This is a genomic window from Phyllobacterium zundukense, assembly GCF_002764115.1.
GTDB lineage: Bacteria > Pseudomonadota > Alphaproteobacteria > Rhizobiales > Rhizobiaceae > Phyllobacterium > Phyllobacterium zundukense.
Window position 1 is genome coordinate 3,782,211 of sequence record NZ_CP017940.1, and the last position, 25,018, is coordinate 3,807,228.

Annotated in this window: 23 protein-coding genes; 12 read left to right on the forward strand and 11 right to left on the reverse strand. The window is 59.1% G+C overall.

Annotated features, from left to right (window positions below):
- Nucleotides 1-31 precede the first annotated feature (31 nt).
- Together BLM14_RS18885 and BLM14_RS18890 are read left to right on the forward strand one after the other, a co-directional pair.
- Entirely contained in the window at nucleotides 32-430 is a 399-nt protein-coding gene (locus BLM14_RS18885) for a hypothetical protein (protein ID WP_100000791.1), read from the forward strand.
- Between the two features lie 248 nt (nucleotides 431-678).
- A complete protein-coding gene (locus tag BLM14_RS18890; RefSeq protein ID WP_157929555.1) occupies nucleotides 679-1,446 on the forward strand; it encodes an aspartyl/asparaginyl beta-hydroxylase domain-containing protein in 768 nt (255 codons plus the stop codon).
- A gap of 72 nt (nucleotides 1,447-1,518) precedes the next feature.
- On the opposite strand, the gene pheT is transcribed toward BLM14_RS18890, so the two are convergent.
- The 7 genes from pheT to infC all read right to left on the reverse strand — a co-directional run bounded on the left by pheT (nucleotide 1,519) and on the right by infC (nucleotide 7,688).
- Nucleotides 1,519-3,933, reverse strand: a complete 2,415-nt coding sequence (pheT, locus tag BLM14_RS18895) for a phenylalanine--tRNA ligase subunit beta (protein ID WP_100000793.1) — start codon at nucleotides 3,931-3,933, stop codon at nucleotides 1,519-1,521.
- Nucleotides 3,934-3,954: 21 nt separating this feature from the next.
- Complete coding sequence (locus BLM14_RS18900; protein ID WP_100000794.1) at nucleotides 3,955-4,365, reverse strand: ASCH domain-containing protein; 411 nt, start codon at nucleotides 4,363-4,365, stop codon at nucleotides 3,955-3,957.
- On the reverse strand, nucleotides 4,362-5,444 hold the full coding sequence (pheS, locus tag BLM14_RS18905) for a phenylalanine--tRNA ligase subunit alpha (RefSeq protein ID WP_100000795.1): 1,083 nt from the start codon (nucleotides 5,442-5,444) through the stop codon (nucleotides 4,362-4,364). Before pheS ends, BLM14_RS18900 begins: the two co-directional genes overlap by 4 nt.
- A gap of 134 nt (nucleotides 5,445-5,578) precedes the next feature.
- Nucleotides 5,579-5,980, reverse strand: coding sequence for a 50S ribosomal protein L20 (gene rplT / locus BLM14_RS18910; RefSeq protein WP_100000796.1), 402 nt, complete (start codon nucleotides 5,978-5,980; stop codon nucleotides 5,579-5,581).
- Between the two features lie 78 nt (nucleotides 5,981-6,058).
- Nucleotides 6,059-6,259, reverse strand: coding sequence for a 50S ribosomal protein L35 (rpmI, locus tag BLM14_RS18915; protein WP_100000797.1), 201 nt, complete (start codon nucleotides 6,257-6,259; stop codon nucleotides 6,059-6,061).
- 194 nt (nucleotides 6,260-6,453) lie between these two features.
- Entirely contained in the window at nucleotides 6,454-7,071 is a 618-nt protein-coding gene (locus BLM14_RS18920; RefSeq protein WP_100001512.1) for a methyltransferase family protein, read from the reverse strand.
- A gap of 80 nt (nucleotides 7,072-7,151) precedes the next feature.
- Nucleotides 7,152-7,688 (reverse strand): translation initiation factor IF-3, encoded by a 537-nt coding sequence (infC, locus tag BLM14_RS18925; protein ID WP_100000798.1) that lies wholly within the window; start codon nucleotides 7,686-7,688, stop codon nucleotides 7,152-7,154.
- 213 nt (nucleotides 7,689-7,901) lie between these two features.
- Here infC and BLM14_RS18930 point away from each other — a divergent pair, with 213 nt between their 5' ends.
- The 10 genes from BLM14_RS18930 to BLM14_RS18975 all read left to right on the forward strand — a co-directional run bounded on the left by BLM14_RS18930 (nucleotide 7,902) and on the right by BLM14_RS18975 (nucleotide 17,201).
- Complete coding sequence (locus tag BLM14_RS18930; RefSeq protein WP_100000799.1) at nucleotides 7,902-8,693, forward strand: alpha/beta hydrolase; 792 nt, start codon at nucleotides 7,902-7,904, stop codon at nucleotides 8,691-8,693.
- Nucleotides 8,694-8,718: 25 nt separating this feature from the next.
- Entirely contained in the window at nucleotides 8,719-9,864 is a 1,146-nt protein-coding gene (locus BLM14_RS18935) for a benzoate/H(+) symporter BenE family transporter (RefSeq protein ID WP_100000800.1), read from the forward strand.
- Nucleotides 9,865-9,980: 116 nt separating this feature from the next.
- Nucleotides 9,981-10,433, forward strand: coding sequence for a DUF2852 domain-containing protein (locus tag BLM14_RS18940; RefSeq protein WP_100001514.1), 453 nt, complete (start codon nucleotides 9,981-9,983; stop codon nucleotides 10,431-10,433).
- A gap of 120 nt (nucleotides 10,434-10,553) precedes the next feature.
- Nucleotides 10,554-11,312: a M48 family metallopeptidase gene (locus BLM14_RS18945; RefSeq protein ID WP_100000801.1), complete on the forward strand. Its 759-nt coding sequence runs from the start codon at nucleotides 10,554-10,556 to the stop codon at nucleotides 11,310-11,312.
- Entirely contained in the window at nucleotides 11,312-11,953 is a 642-nt protein-coding gene (locus tag BLM14_RS18950; RefSeq protein ID WP_100000802.1) for a YdcF family protein, read from the forward strand. Before BLM14_RS18945 ends, BLM14_RS18950 begins: the two co-directional genes overlap by 1 nt.
- Before the next feature lie 58 nt (nucleotides 11,954-12,011).
- Complete coding sequence (locus BLM14_RS18955; protein WP_100001515.1) at nucleotides 12,012-12,671, forward strand: phosphoribosylanthranilate isomerase; 660 nt, start codon at nucleotides 12,012-12,014, stop codon at nucleotides 12,669-12,671.
- Between the two features lie 97 nt (nucleotides 12,672-12,768).
- Nucleotides 12,769-14,019, forward strand: coding sequence for a tryptophan synthase subunit beta (trpB, locus tag BLM14_RS18960; RefSeq protein ID WP_100000803.1), 1,251 nt, complete (start codon nucleotides 12,769-12,771; stop codon nucleotides 14,017-14,019).
- A gap of 2 nt (nucleotides 14,020-14,021) precedes the next feature.
- Nucleotides 14,022-14,861 carry a tryptophan synthase subunit alpha gene (gene trpA / locus BLM14_RS18965; RefSeq protein ID WP_100000804.1) on the forward strand — a complete coding sequence of 280 codons (840 nt, stop codon included), beginning with the start codon at nucleotides 14,022-14,024 and terminating at the stop codon, nucleotides 14,859-14,861.
- A 45-nt stretch (nucleotides 14,862-14,906) separates the two neighbouring features.
- Nucleotides 14,907-15,830: an acetyl-CoA carboxylase, carboxyltransferase subunit beta gene (gene accD, locus BLM14_RS18970; RefSeq protein WP_100000805.1), complete on the forward strand. Its 924-nt coding sequence runs from the start codon at nucleotides 14,907-14,909 to the stop codon at nucleotides 15,828-15,830.
- A gap of 42 nt (nucleotides 15,831-15,872) precedes the next feature.
- Nucleotides 15,873-17,201 (forward strand): bifunctional folylpolyglutamate synthase/dihydrofolate synthase, encoded by a 1,329-nt coding sequence (locus BLM14_RS18975; RefSeq protein ID WP_100000806.1) that lies wholly within the window; start codon nucleotides 15,873-15,875, stop codon nucleotides 17,199-17,201.
- Nucleotides 17,202-17,249: 48 nt separating this feature from the next.
- Here BLM14_RS18975 and trxA read toward each other — a convergent pair whose 3' ends face one another.
- From trxA to BLM14_RS18995, 4 genes are all read right to left on the reverse strand, one after another.
- Nucleotides 17,250-17,573 (reverse strand): thioredoxin, encoded by a 324-nt coding sequence (gene trxA, locus BLM14_RS18980; RefSeq protein ID WP_100000807.1) that lies wholly within the window; start codon nucleotides 17,571-17,573, stop codon nucleotides 17,250-17,252.
- Between the two features lie 77 nt (nucleotides 17,574-17,650).
- A complete protein-coding gene (gene addA, locus BLM14_RS18985) occupies nucleotides 17,651-21,154 on the reverse strand; it encodes a double-strand break repair helicase AddA (protein WP_100000808.1) in 3,504 nt (1,167 codons plus the stop codon).
- Nucleotides 21,151-24,291: a double-strand break repair protein AddB gene (gene addB, locus BLM14_RS18990; RefSeq protein WP_100000809.1), complete on the reverse strand. Its 3,141-nt coding sequence runs from the start codon at nucleotides 24,289-24,291 to the stop codon at nucleotides 21,151-21,153. The genes addA and addB overlap by 4 nt, the downstream gene beginning before the upstream one ends.
- Nucleotides 24,284-25,015, reverse strand: a complete 732-nt coding sequence (locus BLM14_RS18995) for a nucleotidyltransferase family protein (protein ID WP_100000810.1) — start codon at nucleotides 25,013-25,015, stop codon at nucleotides 24,284-24,286. Before BLM14_RS18995 ends, addB begins: the two co-directional genes overlap by 8 nt.
- Nucleotides 25,016-25,018: the final 3 nt, after the last annotated feature.

The window sequence follows — 25,018 nt, forward strand, 5'->3', positions numbered from 1 at the left end:
CGCTCATCAACACGAACAAAGGAGATCCAAAATGGTAAGAATCAATCTGAAAGACGGCCTGATGATCAACGCGGTCCTAACAGGCATGACGGGGCTTGGCCTTGCGCTCTTCGCAGAACTTTCCGCAATCTACCTGATGCCTGGGGCGCCTGGCTGGCTCATCGCGGCGCTCGGCATTGCGCTCATTCTGTTCGCCGTCGATGTCGGCCTCATTGCCCGGTGGAAGTCCACATCGGCGCCGCTCGTTGGCTTCGTGTTCGCCGCGGATCTGCTCTGGGTCGTCGGCGTCCCGGCAATCCTGATGCTGATGCCATCGGCATTTACAGCTCTTGGTGTCGTTGCCAGTCTTGCCGTTACGGCTGCCGTTGCCTGCTTCGCCATTATTGAGTGGCAGGGTTTGAAGGCGATTGGATCGGCACAAGCGGCCTGATCGAAAGCGACAATAAAGAAAAAGGGGCGGTTTCCGGACCGCCCTTTTCGCGCACTTGACAGACGAATTGCTGTGGGGCCTATTCCTGACCGCCATTGGCGACTTTAAAAAATTCGCCGGCGGCTTTATATCGCGCAAGATCGATTTGTCTCAACAAGCCGCGCCACCTTGTCTTTCATCGCTGGCGCTGAACCTGGAATACCATGGAAAAAGCAACGAAAAAGTCTCTTCGACGTTGGGCTGTCGGATTGGTTCTTTTAGGCGTCATCGCCTATTTTGTCCCTTATCTGGTGATTTTCTACCTGATCTGCGGCCTCTATGATCTGTCGCGCAACAAGAATTTGAGCCGTGAGGTCGTCGAGCAATATTTCTTCGGCAATGGCATGTTCACCTGGCTCCTGTCGCCGCTGAACATCATCCTCGACATCCTGTCGCTGCCCTATGTCAACAAGGGTGTTTACAAGCTGCAGGACCTTCCGCCTGATTATCAGGCCGAAGTAAAGCGGCTGATTACGGCGACACAGAAGGAAAACATTGTCGGCCAGCTGCAGGCGCGCGCGGAACAGCAGGCGCGCAGCATGTTCTTCTTCAAATGGTATGGCAAAGACCAGCCAAGCTTCGCCAATGTGCCGTCCTTCTACGAGAAGTACAATTTCGTGAAGACGATCGGCGTGTCGGTCTTCAACAAGAAGAACTCAACATCGAAGCATTTCGGACCGGTCCGGGCGACCATCCGCGTCCTCTACAACATCAACGACATGAATGACCGCACTGCCTATATCTGGTGCGGCGATACAACGAGCTACTGGAAAGACGACAAGCTGTTCATCTTTGATGACACGCTGATGCATCAGTCCGTCAACCAGACCGACCAGACGCGTTACTGCCTGTTCGTCGATATCCTGCGCCCGTCCTATATGCCGGGCCTCTTCGCAGGCATCGTCTCGTTCATGGGTGTAATCCTGAAGGGCAGCAATTCGATCTTTTATAAAAACTGGAAGGTTATCCAGAAATAGCCCTGCTATCCAACCAAATGAAAAGGGGCGCAATGCGCCCCTTTTTTGTATTTGAGATTTCGGATGGCGGCGTTAGCCCCGCAACACACCGCCGGTCTGCTTGCTGACGCTCTCGACAACGCGTCTGGTCAGCGCTTCCAGGTCCTCATCGTTCAAGGTGCGCTCCTGCGGCTGGATCGCCACCTCGATTGCCACGGACTTCTTGCCCTCGCCAAGGGATGCACCTTCGAACAGATCGAAGACCTGAACGCCGGTGATCAGCTTCTTGTCCCCGGCGAGTGCCGCCCGGACAATGGCGCCCGCTTCCACGGACTTGTCGACGATGAACGCGAAATCGCGGCGCACCGCCTGGAAATCCGAAAGGTTGAGCGCCGGCTTGGTGCGGGTCGCCTTCTGCTTTGGCTCGGGGATGGCGTCGATGAATACTTCGAAGCCGCAGAGACTGCCTGCCACGTCGAGCGTTTCCAGGGTCTTCGGGTGAAACTCGCCGAAGGTTCCGAGAATGACCTTGGGGCCGAGCTTGATCGTGCCGGAGCGACCCGGATGATACCAGGCCGGTCCGCCGCTTTCGATCTGCAGCTTGTCCACCGGTGCCCCGGATGCTTCGAGCACCGCCAGCGCATCGGCCTTGGCATCGAAAACGCCAACTGTCGCGGCATTGCCCGCCCAGTGACGGCCCGAGCCTTCCAGCCTCGCCGTTCCGCGGCGAACGCCAGCAGCAACGCGGCGCTGCGCTTCCGGCGTATTGCCCTCATAGGTGCCCGAGACCTCGAACAGCGCCAGGTCATTGAAGCCACGATCGGCATTGCGCTGTGCGGCGGCAAGCAGGCCAGGCAGCAGCGACGGGCGCATGTCGGACATGTCGGCCGCGATGGGGTTGGCAAGCTTCAGTTCCGGCTGGCCGCCGCCGAAAGCCCTGGCGGAATCTTCGGAAATGAACGACCAGGTGACCGCTTCCATCATGCCTCGCGAGGCGAGCGCACGCCGCGCATTGCGGGTGCGGATCTGCAGCGTCGTTAGTATCTTGCCGTTCACTGCCGCATGGCTGAGCAGCGGCTGCGGATCGATGCGATCGACGCCATGGATACGCATGACTTCTTCGACCAGATCCGCCTTGCCATCGATATCCAGGCGCCATGACGGCACCACGACATCCACAAGCTCTCCTTTACCCTGCGGCACGAAGCCGAGACGCGACAGAATATCGAGGCCGGTCTCGGCCGGTACATCGATGCCGGTAAGACGTTTGACCTCAGAGGCCGGAAACTGAACGGTTTTCGGCGCATGGCCCTTATAGCCAACAAGCTGCGTCTCGGAGGGCGTTCCGCCACAGAAATCGAGGACCAGCTGCGTGGCAAGTTCAAGGCCGGGAACCATGAACTCCGGATCGACGCCGCGCTCGAAACGGTAACGCGCGTCGGTGATGATACCAAGCGTCCTACCCGTGCGGGCAATGTTCATCGCATCCCAAAGCGCCGATTCAACCACGACATTGGTGGTATTCTCATCGCAGCCGGAATGTTCGCCGCCCATGATCCCGCCGATCGATTCAACGCCATCAGCGTCGGCGATCACGACATTGTCCGGCCCCAGCGTGTATTCCTTGCCGTTGAGACCGAGAATTTGCTCCCCTGCCCTGGCGCGGCGTACGGTAAGGCCGCCCTCGACCTTGTCCGCGTCGAAAACGTGCAGTGGACGGCCACGGTCGAAGGTCAGGTAATTGGTGATATCGACCAGTGCATTGATCGGGCGCAGGCCAATGGCGATCAGCCGCTGCTGCAGCCATTTCGGGCTGTGACCATTCTTTACGCCCCTGATCGTGCGCCAGGCGAAACCTGGGCAAAGATGTTTATCGTCGCCGAGCTCGAGCGAGACATTGACCTGCGCCGGGCCAGCACCTTTGACAGGTTCGATCGGCTGGCTCTTGAGGGTGCCGAGACCCGCCGCGGCAAGATCGCGGGCAATGCCGTAAACACTCGTGCAGTCCGGGCGGTTCGGCGTGAGGTTGATCTCGATGACAGGATCGTCCAATCCAGCATAGGCGGCGAAGCTCGTGCCGACCGGTGCATCCGCCGGCAGGTCGATAATCCCGTTGTGCTCATCCGACATCTGCAGTTCGCGCTCGGAGCACATCATGCCATGGCTCTCGACGCCGCGAATCTTGCCGACCGACAAGGTCAGATCGATGCCCGGGACATAGGCGCCCGGCGCAGCGAAGGCGCCAATCAGGCCAGCGCGTGCGTTGGGCGCGCCGCAGACAACCTGCAGCGGCTTGCCGTCGCCCGTATCGACGGTGAGGACCTGCAGCTTGTCGGCATCGGGGTGCCGGGAAGCCGTCAATACCTTGGCGATGACGAAGGGCTTGAGCGCGGCCTTGTCGTCAAGAGATTCGACCTCCAGACCGATCATGGTCAGGGTCTCGACGATCTTGTCGAGCGAAGCCTCGGTCTCGAGATGATCTTTTAGCCAGGAGAGTGTGAATTTCATGATTTCACTCGTTTCTCGATTTTAGCGTTTGAGGATTTCGACGAGGCGAAACCGCTCACACAGAAGGTCCATGTCCGGCGAAAAACCGCCATTGCGACGAAAATAGCTCTCGTGATCGTGCCGCCACTGTTCGAGCGTGGCAGCGCCTTCACCCTCGTCGCGGGCAAAGGCTGAATCGACCTCGTCGAAACGGCGATAGGTGACCTCGACGGTCTCGATGACCGCCGCTGGCTTGCCCGCACCGTCGAGCACCACATCACGCCGGCCCACGACAGGCTTGTCGGCACTGTCCCCGGCATAGTCACGCAATGCAGCACAGGTCGCCGTCTTCTTGCCCGCAAGCACAAGCGCCAGCAATTCGTCGGCAAGCGTGGGAGAATCGCCGAATGCGAACGTCACCGCATCCCTGTACTGCTCGGGCAGTCCGCTCACGCGCTCAGGCCCCCAAAAAGCGTCGGCATGTCGAGAGGACGGAAGCCGTAGTGCTGCAACCAGCGGACATCGGCATCGAAGAAGGCCCGCAGGTCCGGCATGCCGTATTTCAACATGGCGATGCGATCGATGCCCATGCCCCAGGCAAAGCCCTGATATTCATCCGGATCGAGCCCGCCGGCACGCAGCACGTTCGGATGCACCATGCCGCAGCCAAGAATCTCCATCCAGTCCGTACCTTCGCCGAACTTCACTTCCTTGCCGGAGCGGTCGCATTGGATATCGACTTCAAGCGACGGTTCGGTGAACGGGAAATAGGACGGGCGGAAACGCATCTTCAGCGATGGCACCTCGAAGAACGCCTTACAGAACTCTTCCAGCACCCACTTCATGTTGGCAACATTGGCAGTCTTGTCGATGACGAGGCCTTCCACCTGATGGAACATCGGCGAGTGGGTGGCGTCGCTATCCATGCGATAGGTCTTGCCCGGAATGACGATGCGGATCGGCGGCTTCTGGCTTTCCATGGTGCGGATCTGCACCGGGCTCGTATGGGTGCGCAGGACACGCCGCTCACCATTCTCATCCGGATTGAAGAAGAACGTGTCGTGCATCTCGCGCGCCGGATGGCCTTCCGGGAAATTCAGCGCGGTGAAATTGTAATAGTCCGTCTCGATATCCGGACCTTCGGCAATGGAGAAACCCATATCGGCGAAGATCGCCGTGATTTCGTCGACAACCTGGCTGATCGGATGAATGCGGCCGCGCTCGGCCGGCGCTGCACGCACGGGAAGCGAAACGTCGACCTTTTCCTTTTCGAGGCGCGAGGCGATCGCGACATCCTTGAGCGCGCTCTTGCGAGCGGTCAGCGCTTCGGTGATACGGTTCTTCAGCCCGTTGATGGCCGGGCCCTGGGACTGGCGTTCTTCCGGCGACATCGACCCTAGGGACTTCAGCTTTTCCGAGATCGAGCCCTTCTTGCCCAGAGCGGCGACGCGAACAGCCTCGATGGCCGCTTCATCATTCGCTGCCTCAATCTGCGCGGCAAGCACGCTTTCCAATTGTACCAGATCGTCCATGGTTCTTCACCCGTTTCGCGGTTTGCGACTAACTGATCGTCATCGTGCAGAAAATTGAAAAACCCGCGCCAGCCGAGCCAGCGCGGGTTTCCCAAGTCTAAATTTCCGAAAATGCTTTGGGAGCGGCGGCTGGCTTAGCGGACAGCGCCTTCAAAAGCGTTCGGAGTGGTGTTCTTGAGGTATTCAAGCGCCTTCTTGGCCGAAGCCACGAGTGCACCAAATGCTTCCGGCTCGTGGATCGCGAGATCCGACAGAACCTTGCGGTCAACCTCGATACCCGTCTTGCTCAGACCGTCGATGAAACGGCTGTAGGTCAGGCCATGTTCACGCACAGCGGCGTTGATACGCTGGGTCCAGAGCGCGCGGAACGTGCGCTTCTTGTTCTTGCGGTCGCGATAAGCGTACTGCTTTGAACGATCGACAGCGGCCTTGGCGGTCTTGATGGTATTCTTGCGGCGGCCACGGAAACCCTCGGCCTGCTTCAGAACTTTTTTATGCTTGGCGTGAGACGTAACGCCCCGTTTTACACGTGCCATGATATGATCTCCTTAACTTAAGGCTCCCTGTCATTTCTTTCGAAATGACCGCCTCTTGGGTGGATAACGTCGCCCGGATCAGAGCCCGTTGGGCAGGAACTTCTTCACGATTTTCGCATCGGCATCGGAGAGGACCATGGTCCCGCGTGCGTCACGAATGAATTTGTTCGAACGTTTGATCATGCCATGGCGTTTGCCAGCGGCGGCGGCTTTGATTTTGCCAGTCCCGGTGATCTTGAACCGTTTCTTGGCAGCAGACTTGGTCTTCATCTTGGGCATTTTGCTACTCCTAATCTTATGAGTCCCGCTTCGCTCTTTCAGAGCTTCGGGTCTCTTGTTTTAACTTCAGGCCGACCAAAGCCCGAAAGCATACAAAACCGCCACGGCATGCCCTGCCGGGCGGTTTGAACGCGGCCTTATTACCAGAAGCCTGAAAAAGCGCAACAGTTGAATCGCGATAGCCGGCGAAAAGCTCAGTAAAGCCGCAGCAGAACGGGCAGAACGTGGGTCACCTGCAGATACTCGACGAATTCCAACAGCGGATAGGAAACGAAAAACACCAGTCCATCAAAAAACGTCTTGTAGAGCATGGAAGCCTTGACGCTGAGGACGTCGGCTTCCTTGTAAAGCGAAAGCTTCGGGAAAAAACGCGGCACCTCGCGCTTGTAGGCGCTGTAGGTCTCGCCGAACATATTCTCCAGATAGCCCTCCTCTGCCACGATGACAAAGTGGAATGCCAAATAGCAAAGGGCGGCAAGCACCAGCGCCACAGTCAGGCTACCAGTTAACATGCCAATGCCCGCCGCGCCCAGCGTGCTGAACACGTACAGTGGATTGCGGCTCATCGAATAGGGTCCGAGGCGGACAATCTCCGCGCTCTTGCGCCCGCCAATGTAAAGCGTGCACCACATCCGGCCGAGGATGGCGAGGACGATCACCCCGATCCCGAAATCCTCGATATATTCGTGCGTCCAGTCATTGTCCCACGCCGAGCGAATCGTGAGCAGGGCGACGAGGATCAGCCCGATGACGACGGCTATTGCGATGCGCCTGCGCTGTTGAAAACGGGACATTTCTTTGGGGGTATTCAGCGCCATTCCGGCCCTCGACTCTGGATCGTTCAAGACAAAAGCCGCCCGAAGGCGGCTTTGATCTTAAAACGTAGTTCTTTTTAGCGCGGCGCCAGAACCATCATCATCTGGCGGCCTTCGAGCCTTGGCTCGGCTTCGACCTTGGAAATCTCGACCGTGTCCTCCTTGACCCGGTCGAGCAACCGCATGCCGAGTTCCTGGTGGGCCATTTCACGACCGCGGAAACGCAATGTCACCTTGACCTTGTCGCCTTCGTCGAAGAAACGCTTGATCGCCTTCATCTTCACATCATAGTCATGTGTGTCGATGTTCGGCCGCATCTTGATTTCTTTGATTTCGACCGTCTTCTGCTTCTTGCGCGCTTCGGCAGCTTTCTTCTGGCCCTGGTACTTCAGTTTCCCAAGGTCAACGATCTTGCACACCGGCGGTTCAGCATTGGGCACGATCTCGACGAGATCGAGTCCAGCCTCATCGGCCATGGCCAATGCTGCTTGTATGGTGACGATGCCGTGGTTTTCACCTTCGGCATCAATGAGCTGTACCTGGGGTACCCGGATATCACGGTTGGAACGAGGTCCATCTTTCTGGACCACCTGTGCTCTAAAGGGTCGGCGAATGGCAGTAGTCTCCTTGAATTATTTCGGTCACGCAAATAGCACCGTAAGACCGTAGCCGCAATGCTTATGCTGCGCTGGCCCATGCCAATATCATTTTTTTCAGGATAAATCACCCAAATCAAACATAGGATTATTTGAGTTTTATGCAATGTTGCAGACTTTATCGATGTAATTTGCCATGGCAAAAGGCAGATCATCGACCGGAGTCTGCATATGAATACATCGCCGCCACAGTTTCTTGAGGTCAACGGGACAAATATTGCGCTGCGCCAGCGTGCCGGGCACAGCCCCGGCATCGTCTGGCTTGGCGGCTACCGTTCGGACATGCTCGGCACGAAGGCCGAATGGCTCGATCAGTATGCGTGCGAGAGAGGGCTGGCATTCCTCCGGCACGATTATTCCGGTCACGGGGAATCCGGTGGAGAATTCCGCGATGGCACAATTTCCATATGGCTCGAACAGAGTCTCGCGATCTTCCGCCAATTTTCTTCCGGGCCGCAGATCCTCGTTGGCTCGTCCATGGGGGGCTGGATTGCCCTACGCCTTATCCAGGAGCTGCAAAAGTCGGGTGAACGTGAACGCGTCGCCGGTCTCGTCCTGATTGCGCCTGCGCCTGACTTCACTTCTGAACTCGTCGAGCCGCAGCTCACCCATGACCAGCGGCGGCAGATCGCCGAGCTTGGCTATATGGAAGAGCCGTCGGATTATTCGCCCGAACCCTATATCTATACCAAGGCGCTGCTTGAAGATGGCAAGGCCAACCAGGTGCTCAGGGGCGTCATCCAGACCGATTGCCCCGTTCACATTCTCCAGGGAATGGAAGACCGGGATGTCCCCTACAGCCACGCTCTGCGGCTGGTGGATCACCTGCCTGTCGATGATGTCACAATCACGCTGGTGCGCGACGGCGATCATCGCCTGTCCCGCCCCCAGGACCTTAAACTTCTAACGAGAACCGTGTCTTCAATGGTCGAGCGTTCAAAAGCACTTCATTCCATCCAATAAATCTCCCACATGTCAGGTTCTTGCCATGCGCTTCTCCGTGATTGCTTCTGCCGTCGTCGCTGCCGTTGTCGGGTTTGGCGGAACGCTTGCGCTCATCATCGCGGCCGCACAGGCGCTTGGAGCGACGCAAGCCGAGACTGCAAGCTGGGTGACGGCAGCCTGCCTCTCCATGTTCGTTGCGACGGGTTATTTGAGCTGGCGCTACAAGATGCCGATCATTGCCGCATGGTCGACGCCTGGACTGGCACTCATCGGCGGCTCGGTCGGCTTCACCATGCAACAGGCGGTCGGTGCCTTCATCGTGACCGCCATCGCGATCATCATCACCGGGCTGGTCAAGCCAGTCTCGGCTTTTGTTTCGAAAATCCCAGCGTCGATTGCCTCGGGCATGCTGGCAGGCGTCCTATTTGCATTTCTCACAGGCGCCGCGCGGACGATACCGGTCGACCCGCTCTTCGTGCTGCCGCTTGTCGCGCTGTTCTTCATCATCCGCCTGTTCAATCCAGCCATGGCCGTGCTTGCGGTGCTTTTCGGGGGCGTTCTCTACGCCTTTCTCAGCGGCCGCGTGGTGAGTGTGCCTGCTATCGAGCTCTCGACGCTAACGATGATCATGCCGGTCTTCGACGCGCGTGCCATGATCGGACTCGCTCTGCCGCTTTATCTCGTCACCATGGCATCGCAAAACCTGCCGGGTTTTGCTGTCCTGCGTGCAGCTGGTTATGAGCCTCCTACTGCCGCCGCGCTCCAGGTTACCGGTCTCGTTTCCCTGATCAGCGCGCCGTTCGGCGCTCACACCAGCAATATGGCTGCGATTTCTGCTGCGATTTGCACCGGGCCCGACGCTCATCCCGATCCGGAAAAACGCTGGCTGACCGGTCCGTTCTATGCGCTGTCCTATCTGATCTTTGCGATATTCGGCGCGTCGCTCGTCGCGCTCTTTGCAGTATTGCCCGCCTCGCTGATCGCCCTCGTGGCAGGTATGGCGCTGATCGGCGCTTTCACCAACGCTCTGTCGCTGGCCCTCAAGGTCGAGCACGAGCGCCTGGCAGCAATTGTGACCTTTGCGGTCACGGCGTCGGGCATTACGATCGGCGGCATCGGCGCGGCCTTCTGGGCACTGGTCGCCGGCCTTCTGGTCGCCGGGCTCGATCACGCAAAGAAACGGGTCTGATTCCAATGCCTTGCCGCATTTGAGATCACACTTTCTTGAAAAGCCCCAAATCCTTTCCCATGTCGATATCAATCGACCAATCGGGGTCGGGCTTTCTTGATAGGGAAGGGCTTTCGATGAACAATGCTGCTTTGATCCGGCCAGGCTGGACACCGGCCACCATCGCTCTGATGATTATCGGTTTCATGCTGTTCTGGCCGCTTGGTTTGGCCATGCTTGCCTATATTGTCTGGGGCAATCGTTTCGGCGGCTTCAAGAACGAAATGAGCAATGCGACTGACAATTTCTGCGGTGCATTCCGCCGTCAGCGTCACTCTCATCATTTCGGCAGAGGACCGTTCGGGACAGGCAACGTTGCCTTTGACGAATGGCGCGAGAAAGAGCTGGAGCGCCTCGACGAAGAGCGCCGCAAGCTCGAGGAAATGCGTAGCGAGTTTGAAGAGTATGCGCGTGAACTGCGCCGCGCCAAGGACCGCGAAGAATTCGATCGCTTCATGGCCGAGCGGAACGCCGCGCCAAAGAAGCCTTCCGGCTCCGTTCCTGGCGTGAACGATACTGACGGAGAATAGCGGCTGCTTGCAGTCAGTTCCCTCCAGTCCTGATTGCGAAATGTAGTTCCATGGCGGCGCCTTCCGGCGCCGCTTCTGTTTTGTCTCACCGCTTTTGTTCGAATCAACTAATGTGATCTCATGATCCTGTCGCTCTTCCGGAGTCCGCCGAAAAAATCCGCAACGCTGAAAGCCGAACGGAGCTACGAGGTTGCTGGCCGCGTCCTGCCGCTGCGCGTGATGGAAAACCCGCGGGCAACACGGCTGACGCTGCGTATCGATGCGGGCGGCAAGGGGCTTCGCATGACTGTGCCGCCGGGCATGCCGGCTCGGGAGATCGACAAGTTTCTGACGCGCCATGAGGGCTGGATCGAAACCCGCATTGCCAAAATGCCGGACCAACCCAAGGTACGTCCGGGGGTGAAGATCCCCGTTCGGGGGGTGCCGCATCTCATCGTGCACGAGCCGGCGAAACGCGGAACCGTCAGGCAGGAAAACGGAGCCGACGGTCCCAAGCTGATCGTTTATGGAGACCGCCCGCATCTGGCGCGGCGGGTTGGCGATTTTCTGAAGCGCGAGGCCAAGCGCGATCTTGAAATGCTGGTGGCGCGCCACACGACAACCGTAGGACGACGCGCCAAGGTCATTCGACTCAAGGATACGAAGAGCCGCTGGGGCTCATGCACGTCAGATGGTACGCTGTCGTTTTCCTGGCGCATCATGATGGCGCCGCCGCCGATCATCGACTATCTCGTCGCGCATGAAGTGGCGCATTTGAAAGAAATGAACCACGGGCCGAAATTCTGGAAACTGTGCGGCGAGCTTTGCCCGGATACGGAGCGTTGCAAGGCCTGGCTGAAACGTAATGGCGGCGCGCTGCAGGCAATCGATTTCAGCTGATGCGACCATCTGTTTCTCCTGCCGTTCTGCAGGCGGCGCGCACGTTGTGGGATTTTCACCTGATCTATGATGAATTGTCGAAAGCTGACCTGATCATCGGTCTCGGCAGCTACGACCTGCGTGTCGCGGATCGCTGTGCCGAACTGTTTCATGAGGGCCTGGCCGGGCGAATACTGTTTACCGGCAAGTCTGGTAACTGGACAGACGGACTATACGGCGGCACTGAGGCGGAGGCTTTTGCCGCACGCGCAAAAGAACTGGACGTTCCAGACGATGCCATCCTGATCGAGCCGCAAGCCACGAATATTGGCGAGAACATCCGGTTTTCGCGAGCGATGGCCGGGGACGAGGCGCGTCGCATCGTTATCGTGACGAAACCGCAGACCCAGCGACGTGCCTATGCGGCTGTTCGCGCCCAATGGCCCCATGTCGAGGCGCTGGTAACGGCACCGTTGACCCGTTTCGAGGATCAGCCGACCGAAGCCTACCCGCTTGAGAAGCTCGTTCACGAAATGGTCGGAGATCTGCAACGCATGATCGACTATCCGGCCAAAGGCTACCAGATAGCGCAATCCATCCCTGCATCTGTCGCGGATGCGTTCGATTTCCTTGTCAAAGAGGGCTATCACCACCATCTCTAACAGTTGATCCATGCGCAAAATCCTCGACTTTGACGCATTTTCATGCGAGTGGCGGCTTATGAGCCTTGATATCAAGATATGCGGGTTGAAAACCGACGAAGCAGTCGCGGCAGCGCTGGACGGCGGTGCATCGCATATCGGCTTCATTTTCTTCCCAAAGAGTCCGCGCAATATCGATCCCAGCGAAGCGGGCCGTCTGCGCCGCCCCGCTGAAGGACACGCCAAGGCTGTTGCCGTAACAGTCGATGCAGACGATGCGACGCTCGACGCAATTGTCGCCGCGATGAAGCCGGACATGCTGCAACTGCATGGCAATGAGAGTGTCGCACGCGTTGCCGAAGTCAAAGCGCGCTATGGGCTGCCAGTCATGAAGGCGTTTTCCCTGCGCGAACGCAGCGATCTCGACCAGATCGCGCCCTATATCGGCGTTGCAGACCGCTTCCTTTTTGATGCCAAACCGCCCAAGGGATCCGAACTTCCCGGCGGAAATGGCGTATCTTTCGACTGGCAGGTGCTCAGCGAGCTTGACGCCTCCATCGATTACATGCTTTCCGGTGGTCTCAATGCGGGCAATATCGATGAAGCGCTGGCGGCGACTTTGCCAAGCGGCATCGATATTTCATCCGGCGTCGAATCCGCGCCGGGTGTAAAAGATGTTGGCCTCATCGGGGAATTTTTCCGAGCCGTGCGCGCGGCCAAAAGCGCCGATGCGGCCTGAATCGTAAGAGGCGGTCATTTCGTAGAAATGACGGGGGCCTTGAGAATAGGACGGTCGTTTCTGAAATGACAGAGACCGCCCAGAACGGAGTGAAGCAGTGAACAAGGTGGTTGAGCCCAATTCATTCAAGACCGGTCCCGATGAAGAGGGCATGTTCGGCATTTTCGGCGGCCGTTTTGTCGCCGAGACGCTGATGCCGCTGATCCTTGAGCTGCAGGAGGCCTATGACGACGCGAAGAACGATCCGTCGTTCAAGGCAGAGCTTCAGGCATTGTCGACCCATTATGCCGGCCGCCCCTCCAAACTCTATTATGCCGAAGGCCTGACACGGCATGTGCGTCAGCTTGCCAAGGATCAGGGCCTCGACGGCGGCGCCAAGATCTATTTCAAGCGCGAAGACCTGAACCATACGGGCAGCCACAAGATTAACAATTGTCTCGGCCAGATCCTGCTTGCCAAGCGCATGGGCAAGACGCGCATCATCGCGGAAACTGGTGCTGGGCAGCACGGCGTTGCATCCGCTACCGTATCGGCGCGTTTTGGCCTGCCATGCGTCGTCTATATGGGTGCGACCGATGTCGAGCGGCAGAAGCCGAACGTCTTCCGCATGAAGCTCCTCGGCGCCGAGGTCAAGCCAGTCTCCTCCGGTCACGGCACGCTGAAGGACGCGATGAACGAAGCCCTGCGCGACTGGGTCTCGAATGTCGAAGACACCTATTACCTGATTGGTACGGCCGCCGGTCCGCATCCTTATCCTGAGCTGGTGCGTGACTTCCAGTCGGTCATTGGTACCGAGGCGCGCGAGCAGATCCTCGAACGCGAAGGCCGCCTGCCCGACACGATCATTGCTGCTGTTGGCGGCGGTTCCAACGCGATCGGCCTGTTCCATCCCTTCCTCGACGACAAGAGCGTCGAGATCATCGGTGTCGAAGCCGGTGGCCGCGGGCTCGATGGCGAAGAACATTGTGCTTCTATGAGCGCGGGCCGCCCCGGTGTGCTGCATGGCAACCGCACCTATCTGTTGCAGAACAAGGATGGCCAGATCCTCGATGGCCATTCGGTTTCCGCTGGTCTCGATTACCCGGGTGTCGGGCCCGAGCATTCATGGCTGCGTGATACGGGCAGGGTTTCCTATGTACCGATCCTCGACGGCGAGGCGCTGGACGCGTTCCAGTTGACCACCCGCGCCGAGGGCATCATTCCCGCATTGGAATCCGCCCATGCGATCGCCCATGCGGTGAAGATTGCCCCGAAAATGGCACAGGACAAGATCATGATCGTCAATCTTTCAGGCCGCGGCGACAAGGACGTGCACACGGTCGGTCAACTGCTTGGAATGGATATCTGATCATGGCGACCCGTATTGACCGAAAATTTGCTGCCCTCAAGGCAGAAGGCCGTCCGGCACTCGTGACCTATTTCATGGGCGGCGATCCGGATTTCGACACGTCGCTCAGGATCATGAAGGCGTTGCCTCGCTCCGGTTCGGATATTATCGAACTCGGCGTGCCCTTCTCAGACCCGATGGCCGATGGCCCGGCCATTCAGGCAGCAGGCCTTCGCGCGCTGAAAAAGGGCATGTCGCTGACAAAGACCCTGGAACTCGCCGCACAGTTCCGGACAGGCGACGACACCACACCGATCGTCCTGATGGGCTACTACAATCCGATTTATATCTATGGCGTCGATCGTTTCCTGAAAGATGCCGTCGCGTCCGGAATTGACGGGTTGATCATCGTCGACCTGCCGCCGGAAATGGACGAGGAGCTCTGCATCCCTGCCATCAAGGCGGGGATCAACTTCATTCGTCTCGCAACGCCGACAACCGACGACAAGCGCCTGCCAAAGGTTTTGCAGAACACGTCGGGTTTCGTCTACTACGTATCGATGAACGGCATCACCGGTTCGGCACTGCCGGATACAAGCAGGGTCGCGGCCGCTGTCGAGCGGATCAAGAAGCACACGGACCTGCCGGTCGTGGTCGGCTTCGGCGTCAAGACCGCGGAACAGGCCAAGGTCATCGGCTCCGCTGCAGATGGCGTGGTTGTCGGCACGGCAATCGTCAATGCAGTGGCCAATACGATCAATCCCGACGGCTCGCTGGTGGCCGATCCGGCTGAAGCAGTTGCCACCATGGTGCAGGGCCTTTCCAGTGGCGTGCGAGCCGTGCGGCTTGCAGCTGCAGAGTAGAAGCCTTAAATCAGCTAACCTCTTGAGAGAAGAACAGGACCGATCATGAACTGGATCACGAATTACGTCCGGCCAAAGATCAATTCGATGCTTGGTCGTCGTGAAATGCCGGAGAATCTGTGGATCAAGGACCCGGAATCCGGCGAAATGGTCTTCCATACGGATCTGGAGAAGAACCAGTGGGTCGTGCCCTCCTCCGGCCATCACATGCGCATTCCTGCCAGGGACCGGCTGAGGTTTTTCTTCGATGACGGTGTGTTTGAAACACTCGAACAGCCGAGGGTCGCAACCGATCCGCTCAAATTCCGCGACGAAAAGCGCTATGTCGACCGGTTGAAGGAGCATCGTGCCAAGACCGGTCAGGATGATGCGATCATCAACGCCCTTGGTACAATCGAGGGTCTGCCGGTCGTCGTCACGATCCATGACTTCAGTTTCATGGGCGGTTCGCTTGGCATGGCGGCGGGCGAAGCAATTATCAAGGGCTTCGAAACCGCGATCGCCCAGAAGAAGCCCCTCATACTCTTTGCTGCATCCGGCGGCGCACGCATGCAGGAGGGCATCCTTTCGCTGATGCAGTTGCCACGCACCACCGTCGCCGTGGAAATGCTGAAAGAAGCCGGACTGCCTTATATCGTCGTGTTGACCAATCCGACGACAGGCGGCGTGTCTGCTTCCTACGCGATGCTGGGTGATGTTCACATTGCCGAGCCCGGTGCATTGATCGGATTTGCAGGACAGCGTGTCATCGAGCAGACCATCCGCGAAAAACTGCCCGAAGGATTCCAGCGCGCCGAATATCTGAAGGCGCATGGCATGGTCGACATGGTTGTACCACGGACGGAATTGAAATCGACGATTGCACGCCTGTTGAAAATGCTGATGGGCGAACCGGCGACCGAAACTCCCGAAGAATTGCCAGACGGATTGGCTACCGCATTACCGGTACCGGTTGAAACCAATTCTTGATGCCTTTCTCTTTGTTGGATGACCTTGGAAGCCTGGTGTGCAATGCCGTCGCGTGCTGAACAAGAGATAGAACGGCTGTTGGGCTTGCATCCCAAGGGCTTTGATCTGTCTTTGGGCCGCATCACCCGGCTTCTCGACACGCTGGGTAATCCGCATCTGAGGCTGCCGCCTGTGATCCATGTGGCGGGCACCAATGGCAAGGGCTCGGCAGTCGCCTTTTCGCGCGCGCTGCTCGAAGCCGCTGGCTATACGGTTCATGTCCATACCTCCCCGCATCTGGTGCGCTGGCACGAGCGTTACAGGCTCGGGGCACCGGGCGGCGGCAAGATCGTCGGCGATGATGTGCTGGCCGAAGCGGTCAAGCGGGTCGCTGAGGCCAATGCCGGGCAGGCAATCACTGTTTTCGAGATCCTGACTGCTGTCACCTTCGTGCTGTTTTCGGAACATCCCGCCGATGCCGTTATCCTCGAAGTCGGCCTTGGCGGGCGGTTTGACGCCACCAACGTCATTCCCGAACCTGCCGTCAGCGTCATCATGCCGATTTCGCTCGATCACCAACCCTATCTCGGTGACCGTGTCGAACTTATCGCGGCGGAAAAAGCCGGGATCATCAAGTCGCGCTGTCCGGTCGTTATCGGGGCGCAGGAAGAGGAAGCCGTACGGATGGTCCTGATCGAGACCGCCGAGCGGCGCGATTGCCCATACTCGGTCTATGGCCAGGATTTCCTCAGCTTTGAGGAACGCGGGCGAATGATCTATCAGGATAATACCGGGCTGATGGATCTTCCCTTGCCAGGGTTGCTCGGCCGCCATCAGCTGGCAAACGCTGCCGCCGCCATCCAGGCAGTCAAGACCGCCGGCTTTACCATCCCCGAACATGCGGTTGAGACGGCGATGACGTCGGTGGAATGGCCTGCACGCATGCAGCGCCTTATCAAGGGAAAACTGGTGGATCTGGCGGTTCCCGGATCGGAAATATGGCTCGATGGCGGACACAATCCTGGAGCGGGGATGGTCATTGCCGAGGCTGTTGCCACACTCGAAGACCGCAACCAGCGGCCGCTATTCCTGATAACCGGCATGATCAACACAAAGGATCCTGTCGGCTATTTCCAGGCCTTCACAGGTATGGCGCGGCATGTCTATACGGTACCGATCCGCTCCAGTGGCGCAGGCATTCCGCATGACGAGCTGGCTATCGCAGCCCACGAAGCAGGCCTGTCAGCCGAACCCGTTCATTCCGTGGAGAATGCGCTGAAAATCCTGCGTGACAGCTGGGACAAATCCGAAGCCGCACCGCGCATACTCATTGGCGGATCCCTCTATCTTGCCGGCGACGTCCTTGCCGACAACGGCACGCCGCCACAATAAAAAGCCCGATGCAAGACCGGGCTCTTTAAGTCAGATGGAATCTGGAAATCAGGCAGCCGAATTCTTGATCCAGTCGGAAAGCTTGCTCTTGGGAGCAGCGCCAACCAGATTGGCAGCCAGTTCACCATCCTTGAACATCAGCAAGGTCGGGATCGAACGCACGCCGAACTGAGCAGCCAGTTCCGGATTCTCGTCGATATTGACCTTGGCGATCGTGACCTTGCCTTCCATCTCCGAAGCGATTTCTTCGAGGGCTGGTGCGATCATCTTACACGGGCCGCACCACTCAGCCCAAAAATCAACCACAACAGGCTGGCCGGACTGAATTACATCGGACTGGAAATTGCTGGTGTCGATCTTGACGGTAGCCATAGGCTTTTCCTTGTAGGTTTGTGAATGTGTTGCACATCATGTGGTGAGTCGGCTCGCGCTCGTCAAGCGTGGTCTTCTCACGATGCAGTGAGACGGGCAAGTGCACCGTGCATCTCGTTCACGGGAATATCGATCAGGTACGGGCCCTCCGTGAAGAGCAGCGCCGCCTCGACGGTTTTACCGGGATAAAGCGGTCCCAGCAATTGCCTATAAAGGGCTAGCTGAGCCACATAGGCAGCAGGCACGTCGGCCAGCGTTCGCGGGGCTGGCCGATTGGTCTTGTAGTCCACAATGAGCACGCTGCTTTCGTTCACCGCCAGCCGGTCGATCACGCCTGAAACCGCGTGATCCTTGCCGCGCAGATGCAGTGTTCCCATAATCGCTACCTCGGCCAGGGAGCCAGCCGCGAACACCGGCGCGAAGCCTGGATCATCCATGACATTGAATACCGACTGGAGCGCCCTTTCGGCTTCGTCCGGTTTCCAGTCAAAAGCGGCACGCGAGAGATACTGTTCCGCAGCCGCAAGGCGTTGATCGGCCGGGAGGTTGGGAAGGGTCTGCAACAGCGCATGGATGACCGTGCCGCGCCGGATCGCAAAGGACGGATCGCCGTGATCCGTCACAAGCACCGGCGAACCGGTCACCAGAGGCGTTTCATCCTCAGGTTCGATCAATACCGAGACGCCGGATGGCGCCAGCGGTCTTGGCAGCCCTGCTTCACGCGGCATGGGCTTTCGATAGGATGCTGGGAATGGTGCGGCATTTATTTCAACTGCCGTGTCGGGCTCGGCTATCGTTGCCGACACCCGTTCCGTGACGCGGTAACGCTTGGCAGCCACACCTTCGATGGGGTGCTCGAACGGCTCGCTCACTTCGCCCAATGCCGCTCCAACCAGATCATGCCAGGTGCCGGGCGCTTGCCGCGCTCCACGATAGCCGCAAACGATCAAACGGTCCTCGGCTCTGGTCATGCCCACATAAAGCAGGCGGCGATATTCTTCCTCCGCCCGGATTTTCAGATTATCGACGATGTTTCCGGTGAAGGCCGTCGCATAGGCCTTGGATGGAACGAACAGAAAGCCCTTGCCCTGCCATCCGTCCTTCTCTCTCAGATCGAACGAAAGCAGATTAGGGGTGCGTCCCCCCGCAGAAGCCGCACTGCCGGAATCGACCAGGAATACCACGGCCGCCTCCAGACCTTTCGAGGCATGGACAGTCATGATGCGCACTTCGTTGCGGCTCTGGTCGAGCTCGCGCTTGATCTCCGGTGCCGCAGCATCCAACGTTTCGAGAAACGCCTGCAGCCCCGGCAATCCTGTCTTTTCTGTCGCGACGGCGTAGTTCTGGAACTCATCGATGACGTCGCCCGCCTCATGGCCGAGTCGTGCCAGAAGGTCGCGTCTCGCGCCGCCAGGCCCAAGAATATTCGCATAAAATTCAAACACCGGCACCGTGTCGGCACGATTGCGCCACTCCTGCAACCGTTGCGCAATTCCATGCAGAATGAGATCATCCTCGGAGCATGCAATCAGGCGCTGATAGAGCGTTTCATTTTCGGCTCTGCCATAGGCGAGCGCAAACAACTGATCATCGCCCAATTTGAACAGCGGGCTCTTGAGCAAGGCTGCAAGCGACAAATCATCCGATGACAGCAGCATGAACCGGCCGAGCGCCATCAGATCCTTGACAGCGATATGATCGGTGAGCTTCAGCCGGTCAGCGCCAGCGACGGGAACATGGCGCTTCTTCAGTTCGCGCGACAGGGCCGGCATGAACTGATCACGCTTGCGTACCAGGACCATGATGTCCCGTGCCTCGAGCCGGCGGCCCTGCCCATCAAGGATTTCCCCGTTCTTGAGCCAGAGATCAATGGTGCGGGCAATTTGCTCGGCGAGACGCACCGGCGGAGCAGGCAGACTGTCGACGGGTGTCCGCCAATCCTCCTCCTGCGGCGCTGTTTCCGGGTTAAGCATTTCCCAGATTTGCACTTCACCGGGATCGTGATCGCGGATCGCGGTGTGCACTGTCGCGCCATGATCCGCGCCAAAGCCGCGATTGGCTTCCGGCCGGGCAAAGACCCTGTCCACGGCGGACAGCACATCCGGAGAAGATCGGAAGGAGAAGTTGAGATTGACGCGGGCAAAGCTCAGCTCGGATTGCCTGGTTTTTCGTTCGGTTGCCTTGCCGTGCTCGGCGAAGTCTTCCGGGACCGCGCCTTGAAACGAATAGATCGATTGCTTTTCGTCGCCCACGGCAAACAGAGTACGGCGGATGTCTCGCGCAGTCTTTCCCGCGAAAAACTCTTCGCTGAGCAGGCGGATGACATTCCACTGGTTGGGGCTCGTATCCTGCGCCTCGTCGACCAGAATATGGTCGATGCCCTTGTCGAGCTTGTACTGGACCCAAGGCCCTGCATCCTGCCGCGCCAGCAGCTTCACAGTGCGAACGATCAGATCATCGAAATCGAGAAGACCATGTGCCTTCTTCATCTGCTGATAGCGGCCGATCAGATCGTCGACCAGAACCAGCGCGGAGAGGGTCAGCCGAACAAGACGCAATTGCTTGAGCCGGTCGAGTCCGTCGAACACGCGCTGGGCCGCGCGATCATAGCGATCAATGAAATCCGGAACCCGGTCTATCACCGCCTTGGAGGAAATAAATGAACCACTCTTAGGCTCACCGCCAGCCTTGAGAAATGCCGCGCGCAAGGCTTCTTCGCGCTGGTCTAGCTGTCCATTGACCTTGGCGAACCGCAAGGTCAGAGCGAACTCCTGCGCCCGCGTGGCACTTCTGGGTATATCGAGGATTTCTCCAAGAATTGCGCTGTCAAATTCGCGTACCGGCCAAAGCGTCGACAGGATGCTGTCTTCGGTCTCGGCGCCAGTGAAGCCGAAATGCGCGTAGAAGGTCTGGCGGCGCAACTCATCATGACCAATATCGTCGATGAATTGTGTCAGATCGTGCCGCTTGTTCACCGCCTCGTCGAGCAGTCCCTGCAGGCCAAACTCCCCTGCCGCATCGAGCACATCGGCAAAGGCCGCGGCAAGCTCAGCATTGCTGTCAAGGCGCGCCGACTGCAGCAACTGCCGGCGCGCCTCGCCGACCAGGGCCACCTGCATCATGTCATCCATCAGTTCGAAGTGGCCAGCGATATTGGCCTCGAGCGGAAACTGGTGGAGAATGGCCTCGCAGAAGGCGTGGATGGTCTGGATCTTGAGCCCGCCCGGCGTTTCCAGCGCACGCGCAAACAGGCGGCGCGCCTGTGCCAGGCGAGCGAGATCCGGCGGTCTGCCATCGATCTGCTGGATGGTTTGCGTCAGCGTAACTTCATCCGTCGTTGCCCATTCGGAAAGACGTGCAAAGACGCGGTTCTGCATCACCGCTGCCGCTGCCTTTGTATAGGTGAGGCAGAGGATTTTCGAAGGATCGGTTCCGTCGAGCAGCAGCCGAATGACCCGCTCGGTCAGAACGTGGGTCTTGCCGGAGCCGGCATTGGCCGAAACCCAGACCGAATCTCTTGGATCTGCCGCCTTGTTTTGGTTCGCTATCGTTTCGAAGGGAATGATGCGGGGCTTTTTCATTCGGCGTCGCCGCCATCATCAGCACCGCCTGCCGACCATTCCAGTACGCGGGCGAGATGATCATAGTCCCCGGTCAGATCCGTCTCCTTGAATGGCAGGGCGCGCGACAGATAGCCTTTATGTGGGTCGCGGTAGGCGTTCAGCAATTCGGTCAGCCGGCGCCAGGAAAGTTCGCCCAGTTCCGGCGCGGTTTTCTCGGTGCTATTGGCGGCTGTGCCGATCTTCAGGATCGATTCCGGATCCACCCTGCCATTGGGCCGGAGGCGCACATAGAGAAGATCAGCGGCGTCGCGCTTGCCGACTTCGTGGAAGGCACCACGTGCCAGAAGCGCTGCTTCAAGTGCGAGCTGGGGTGACAGCAGTACGTGAGCCTGGCGTTTCGACGGCGTCGAACCGGTCTTGTAGTCGATGATGTCGACCGTACCATCACGCCTGAGATCGACCCGGTCAGCACGCCCCGAAAGGGTCACGCCCGTTGCCTCGACCGGTATCTTCTTCGAGGCGATTTCGGGGTGACGCTTGGCAATCAATGGGGCACGGCTGCGCTCCCAATCGAGAAATTCAGGCACCAGCGCCCGAAACCGTGGCCACCAGACCGCGTCGATTTCCTCCGGCAGCGCGATATCGTCGAAATAACGTCTGCCGATGTCCAGCAATTGTGCGGCGGCATCCGCATGCACCGGGTCAATGCCCTGCTCGGTAAAATGCGCCAGGATGTTGTGGAACAGCGAACCGCGCTCCGCCACATCGGGATCGCGGATCAGCGGCTCGATCGGGCGCAGGCGCAGGATGCGGCGGGCAAAGATCGCGTAGGGATCGCGCCTCAGCGTTTCGATTTCCGTAACCGAGAAATGTTTGGGTCGCGCCTCAAGCGGTGGCTTCGGTTCGGGCCGCTTGACGAAATCCTCATCCGCCGCATGATCGATCTCGCGCGCCCAGTTCAGATATTTCGTGCCGCGCGTCCGCAACTCCGCCGCTGCGGGTTTGCCGAGCACCGTTTCCAGCCGCTGCAGCCAGCGCGACGCAACCGTCGGCGCATTGGCGGAGCGTTGCGACCGGGTCAGGATGACATGGTCCATGCCCATTGCCATCTGGAAATCATGGGCGGCGAGACCTGTGCGACGCTCCGGCGGCTCCAGATTGACAATAGATTTCATCGGCCGCGACATGAACGGGTCATTGCGGGTTTTGCCCGGCCACGAGCCCTCATTGAGTCCGCCGATGATAACCGTGTCGACGGTCTGCAGACGCGCTTCAAGTGCACCCCAGATGAACAGGCGGGGATGGGCACCGGCTTTCGGCTTTACAACCTCACCGGACATCAGCGCCTCGATCATGCCCGGCCATTCGGAGGGCAGAAAATCGAGCCCTGCATCGGCGGAAACCAGATTGCGCAGGAAGGCTGCGAACTGTTCACCGGCAGCGCCGGAGTAGAGCGCCGCGATATCGCCCTTGTCGTCGCGCGCCAGATTTTCCAGGCTGGCTACGCTCGCATGGATGATTTCAGCCATTTGCACCGGCTCGGCCATGTCGGCAAAGGCGGCGAGCGGCTCCATGCTGCGGCTGAGCGCAGCGCAGGCGATCCGCGCTGCCTCGATCTGCGCGACGGAAATTTGCCGCACCCAGACGGGTTCGAATGGCGCGCTGCTGCCTTCGGCCAGTCGTGTCTCGAAGAAGGCGGCAAGTCCGGAAAGCGAGGCGCGTCCGGTGCCGCCGCGCAGGGATACGAGTTCGATGGTTTCTGCCGCCTGCCGCACTGTCGAGCGTTCAAGACCAAGCCGCGTCAACGGGTGCTTGAGCAGTGCGAGCAGCGAGACCGGATCGCCAGGGTTGAAGACCGTTTCGAGTGTCAGTCGCATCAGCGTCGCCGGTTGCGTTTCACGCAAGGCATGACCGCCGGAATCATCGGCCGCAATGTTGAAGCGCGCGAGTTCCGTCGAGACGCGCCGCGCCAGATCGCGATCGGCTGTGATAAGCGCCGCCGTCCGGTCCGGCTGGTCGATCGCATCGCGCAGGGCGACCGCCACGGTAAGTGCCTCTTCCCGCTCATTCGCTGCCTCGACCAGGGCAACTGATCCGATGGCGGCAGAAAACTGCCCACTGGCACGGTCGATAGTACTCCAGGCCTCGCTGGTATCGGCGGGGCGCATGGCCTCAGCGAGCAGATGCTCGCGGGCGCGTTTCTGCGGCGCAACGCTTCCCAAAGGGACAACATCGTGGCGCAGCACACCGAGCTCACCCAGGAGTTTCTTCAGGCCGTATTGCGGATGGCCGAAGATCGACGGATTGTTGGCGATGTTTCCCAGAACTTCCCAGCTTTCCGCGTCCATGTCGCGATCGAGGCCAGGCAGGACAACTGCGCCTTGCTGCAGTGATGCGATCGCTGCAAGCAGTTTCGCCGTGGCGGGTATGGAGCCCGTGGACCCGGCAGCGATGACTGGTCCATCCGGCGGGTTGCGCATCAGGCGCTCGGCTTCCAGCTCAATCAGGCGGTTGCGATGGGCCGCGGGATTGGATCGATGACGATCGGCAAGAATATCCGGCCAGAGGCTGGTGACGATGCCCAGAAAATCGAGCGTCACCTGCCACCAGTTCGGCAGCTCCTCCGATACGATATGGGCGAGTGTCGCCCACCCGCTGGCCTCCGTTTCCACCTGATCCATCAGAGCGGCGAGGTCGCGCGCCAGCCAGATCGCATCGGCCGTGGTGGCGGGAATGGCGATTTCCTCATTGCCGAACAGAGCCCGGACATGGTCCGGCAAGCGCTCGCGCCAGGGCCGCACCAGCCGTGCCAGCAGCAGCAGCCGTTCGGTAGAACCTATCGGCGGCAGGAGATCGAAGAATGCATCCGATCCCATGTCGAACATCGCCGCATCCTCGTCCACATCGCCGAGTGGGCGGATGACGGGAAGGATGGCGGATTTGACCGGGCTCTTTTCGACGAGCAATGAGCGCAAGCTGCGCGCAGCACGGCGTGTCGGCACGTAGATCGTCACGCGCGCCAGAGCCATCGGATCGGTTGTATTGGAAGGGAAGCCGGGGACGAGCGTGCCCGATTGCAGCGCATCGACGAGTGCAGGCAGGAATGGAATGCCTGGCGCTATCGAAAAAACCCGGCGATGCTGACGCTCAGCCATGGATCCCTTGACCGGCCGTGGCGATGGCGGCTTCCGCTTCGCCGATAGCACCGGGCGTTCCAACCGTCAGCCAGAGCCCGTTCATTGGCAGGCCGTAAAGCCGGTCAGCAGCAATTGCCGCATCAAAATAACGGTTAAGCGATGCCTTGCCTGCCGGCGCACCGGCAAAGATGCGCGGATGCACTATGGCTGCACCAGCATAAATATAGGGCGAAGTCTCCCCCGCTTCGAGACGGCGCAGCCTGCCCTCAGCGCTCATGTTGAAATCGCCGCGCCCGTCATATCCGGTCGCCTGCCCCTTCGCTGCGATCATGAGAAGAATGTCCATGCGCGCATCATCCCATCCTTCCGCCAGCAGGACAAGATTCGGCCGCCCGCCATCGATCCAGAAAGTGTCGGCATTGATGACAAAAAAGGGATCAGAGCCTATCTGCGGCAGCGCATTGATAATACCGCCAGCGGAATCGAGCAGTTCCTTGCGCTCATCGGAAACGAGGATCGCTGGTGTCTTGCGCGTCGCCAGATGCATATCGAGCTGGTCGGCGAGATAGTGGGTGTTGACAATCGCGCGCTCAACGCCAGCATTTTCGAGCGCGTCAAGCCCCCAATCAATCAATCGTTTGCCGGCTACCTTTACCAATGGTTTCGGCATGGTATCGGTGATCGGAGCCATGCGCTTGCCGAGACCGGCTGCCAGAACCATTGCCGTACGCGGACTCGTCATCAA

Bases quoted from the DNA above. Each gene is read 5' to 3' on its own strand.
- BLM14_RS18885 (WP_100000791.1), top strand. From the start codon at position 32: ATGGTAAGAATCAATCTGAAAGACGGCCTGATGATCAACGCGGTCCTA.
- pheT (WP_100000793.1), bottom strand. From the start codon at position 3,933: ATGAAATTCACACTCTCCTGGCTAAAAGATCATCTCGAGACCGAGGCT.
- pheS (WP_100000795.1), bottom strand. From the start codon at position 5,444: ATGGACGATCTGGTACAATTGGAAAGCGTGCTTGCCGCGCAGATTGAG.
- rplT (WP_100000796.1), bottom strand. From the start codon at position 5,980: ATGGCACGTGTAAAACGGGGCGTTACGTCTCACGCCAAGCATAAAAAA.
- rpmI (WP_100000797.1), bottom strand. From the start codon at position 6,259: ATGCCCAAGATGAAGACCAAGTCTGCTGCCAAGAAACGGTTCAAGATC.
- BLM14_RS18930 (WP_100000799.1), top strand. From the start codon at position 7,902: ATGAATACATCGCCGCCACAGTTTCTTGAGGTCAACGGGACAAATATT.
- BLM14_RS18935 (WP_100000800.1), top strand. From the start codon at position 8,719: ATGCGCTTCTCCGTGATTGCTTCTGCCGTCGTCGCTGCCGTTGTCGGG.
- BLM14_RS18940 (WP_100001514.1), top strand. From the start codon at position 9,981: ATGAACAATGCTGCTTTGATCCGGCCAGGCTGGACACCGGCCACCATC.
- BLM14_RS18945 (WP_100000801.1), top strand. From the start codon at position 10,554: ATGATCCTGTCGCTCTTCCGGAGTCCGCCGAAAAAATCCGCAACGCTG.
- BLM14_RS18950 (WP_100000802.1), top strand. From the start codon at position 11,312: ATGCGACCATCTGTTTCTCCTGCCGTTCTGCAGGCGGCGCGCACGTTG.
- BLM14_RS18955 (WP_100001515.1), top strand. From the start codon at position 12,012: ATGAGCCTTGATATCAAGATATGCGGGTTGAAAACCGACGAAGCAGTC.
- trpA (WP_100000804.1), top strand. From the start codon at position 14,022: ATGGCGACCCGTATTGACCGAAAATTTGCTGCCCTCAAGGCAGAAGGC.
- accD (WP_100000805.1), top strand. From the start codon at position 14,907: ATGAACTGGATCACGAATTACGTCCGGCCAAAGATCAATTCGATGCTT.
- BLM14_RS18975 (WP_100000806.1), top strand. From the start codon at position 15,873: ATGCCGTCGCGTGCTGAACAAGAGATAGAACGGCTGTTGGGCTTGCAT.
- trxA (WP_100000807.1), bottom strand. From the start codon at position 17,573: ATGGCTACCGTCAAGATCGACACCAGCAATTTCCAGTCCGATGTAATT.
- addA (WP_100000808.1), bottom strand. From the start codon at position 21,154: ATGAAAAAGCCCCGCATCATTCCCTTCGAAACGATAGCGAACCAAAAC.
- addB (WP_100000809.1), bottom strand. From the start codon at position 24,291: ATGGCTGAGCGTCAGCATCGCCGGGTTTTTTCGATAGCGCCAGGCATT.
- BLM14_RS18995 (WP_100000810.1), bottom strand. From the start codon at position 25,015: ATGACGAGTCCGCGTACGGCAATGGTTCTGGCAGCCGGTCTCGGCAAG.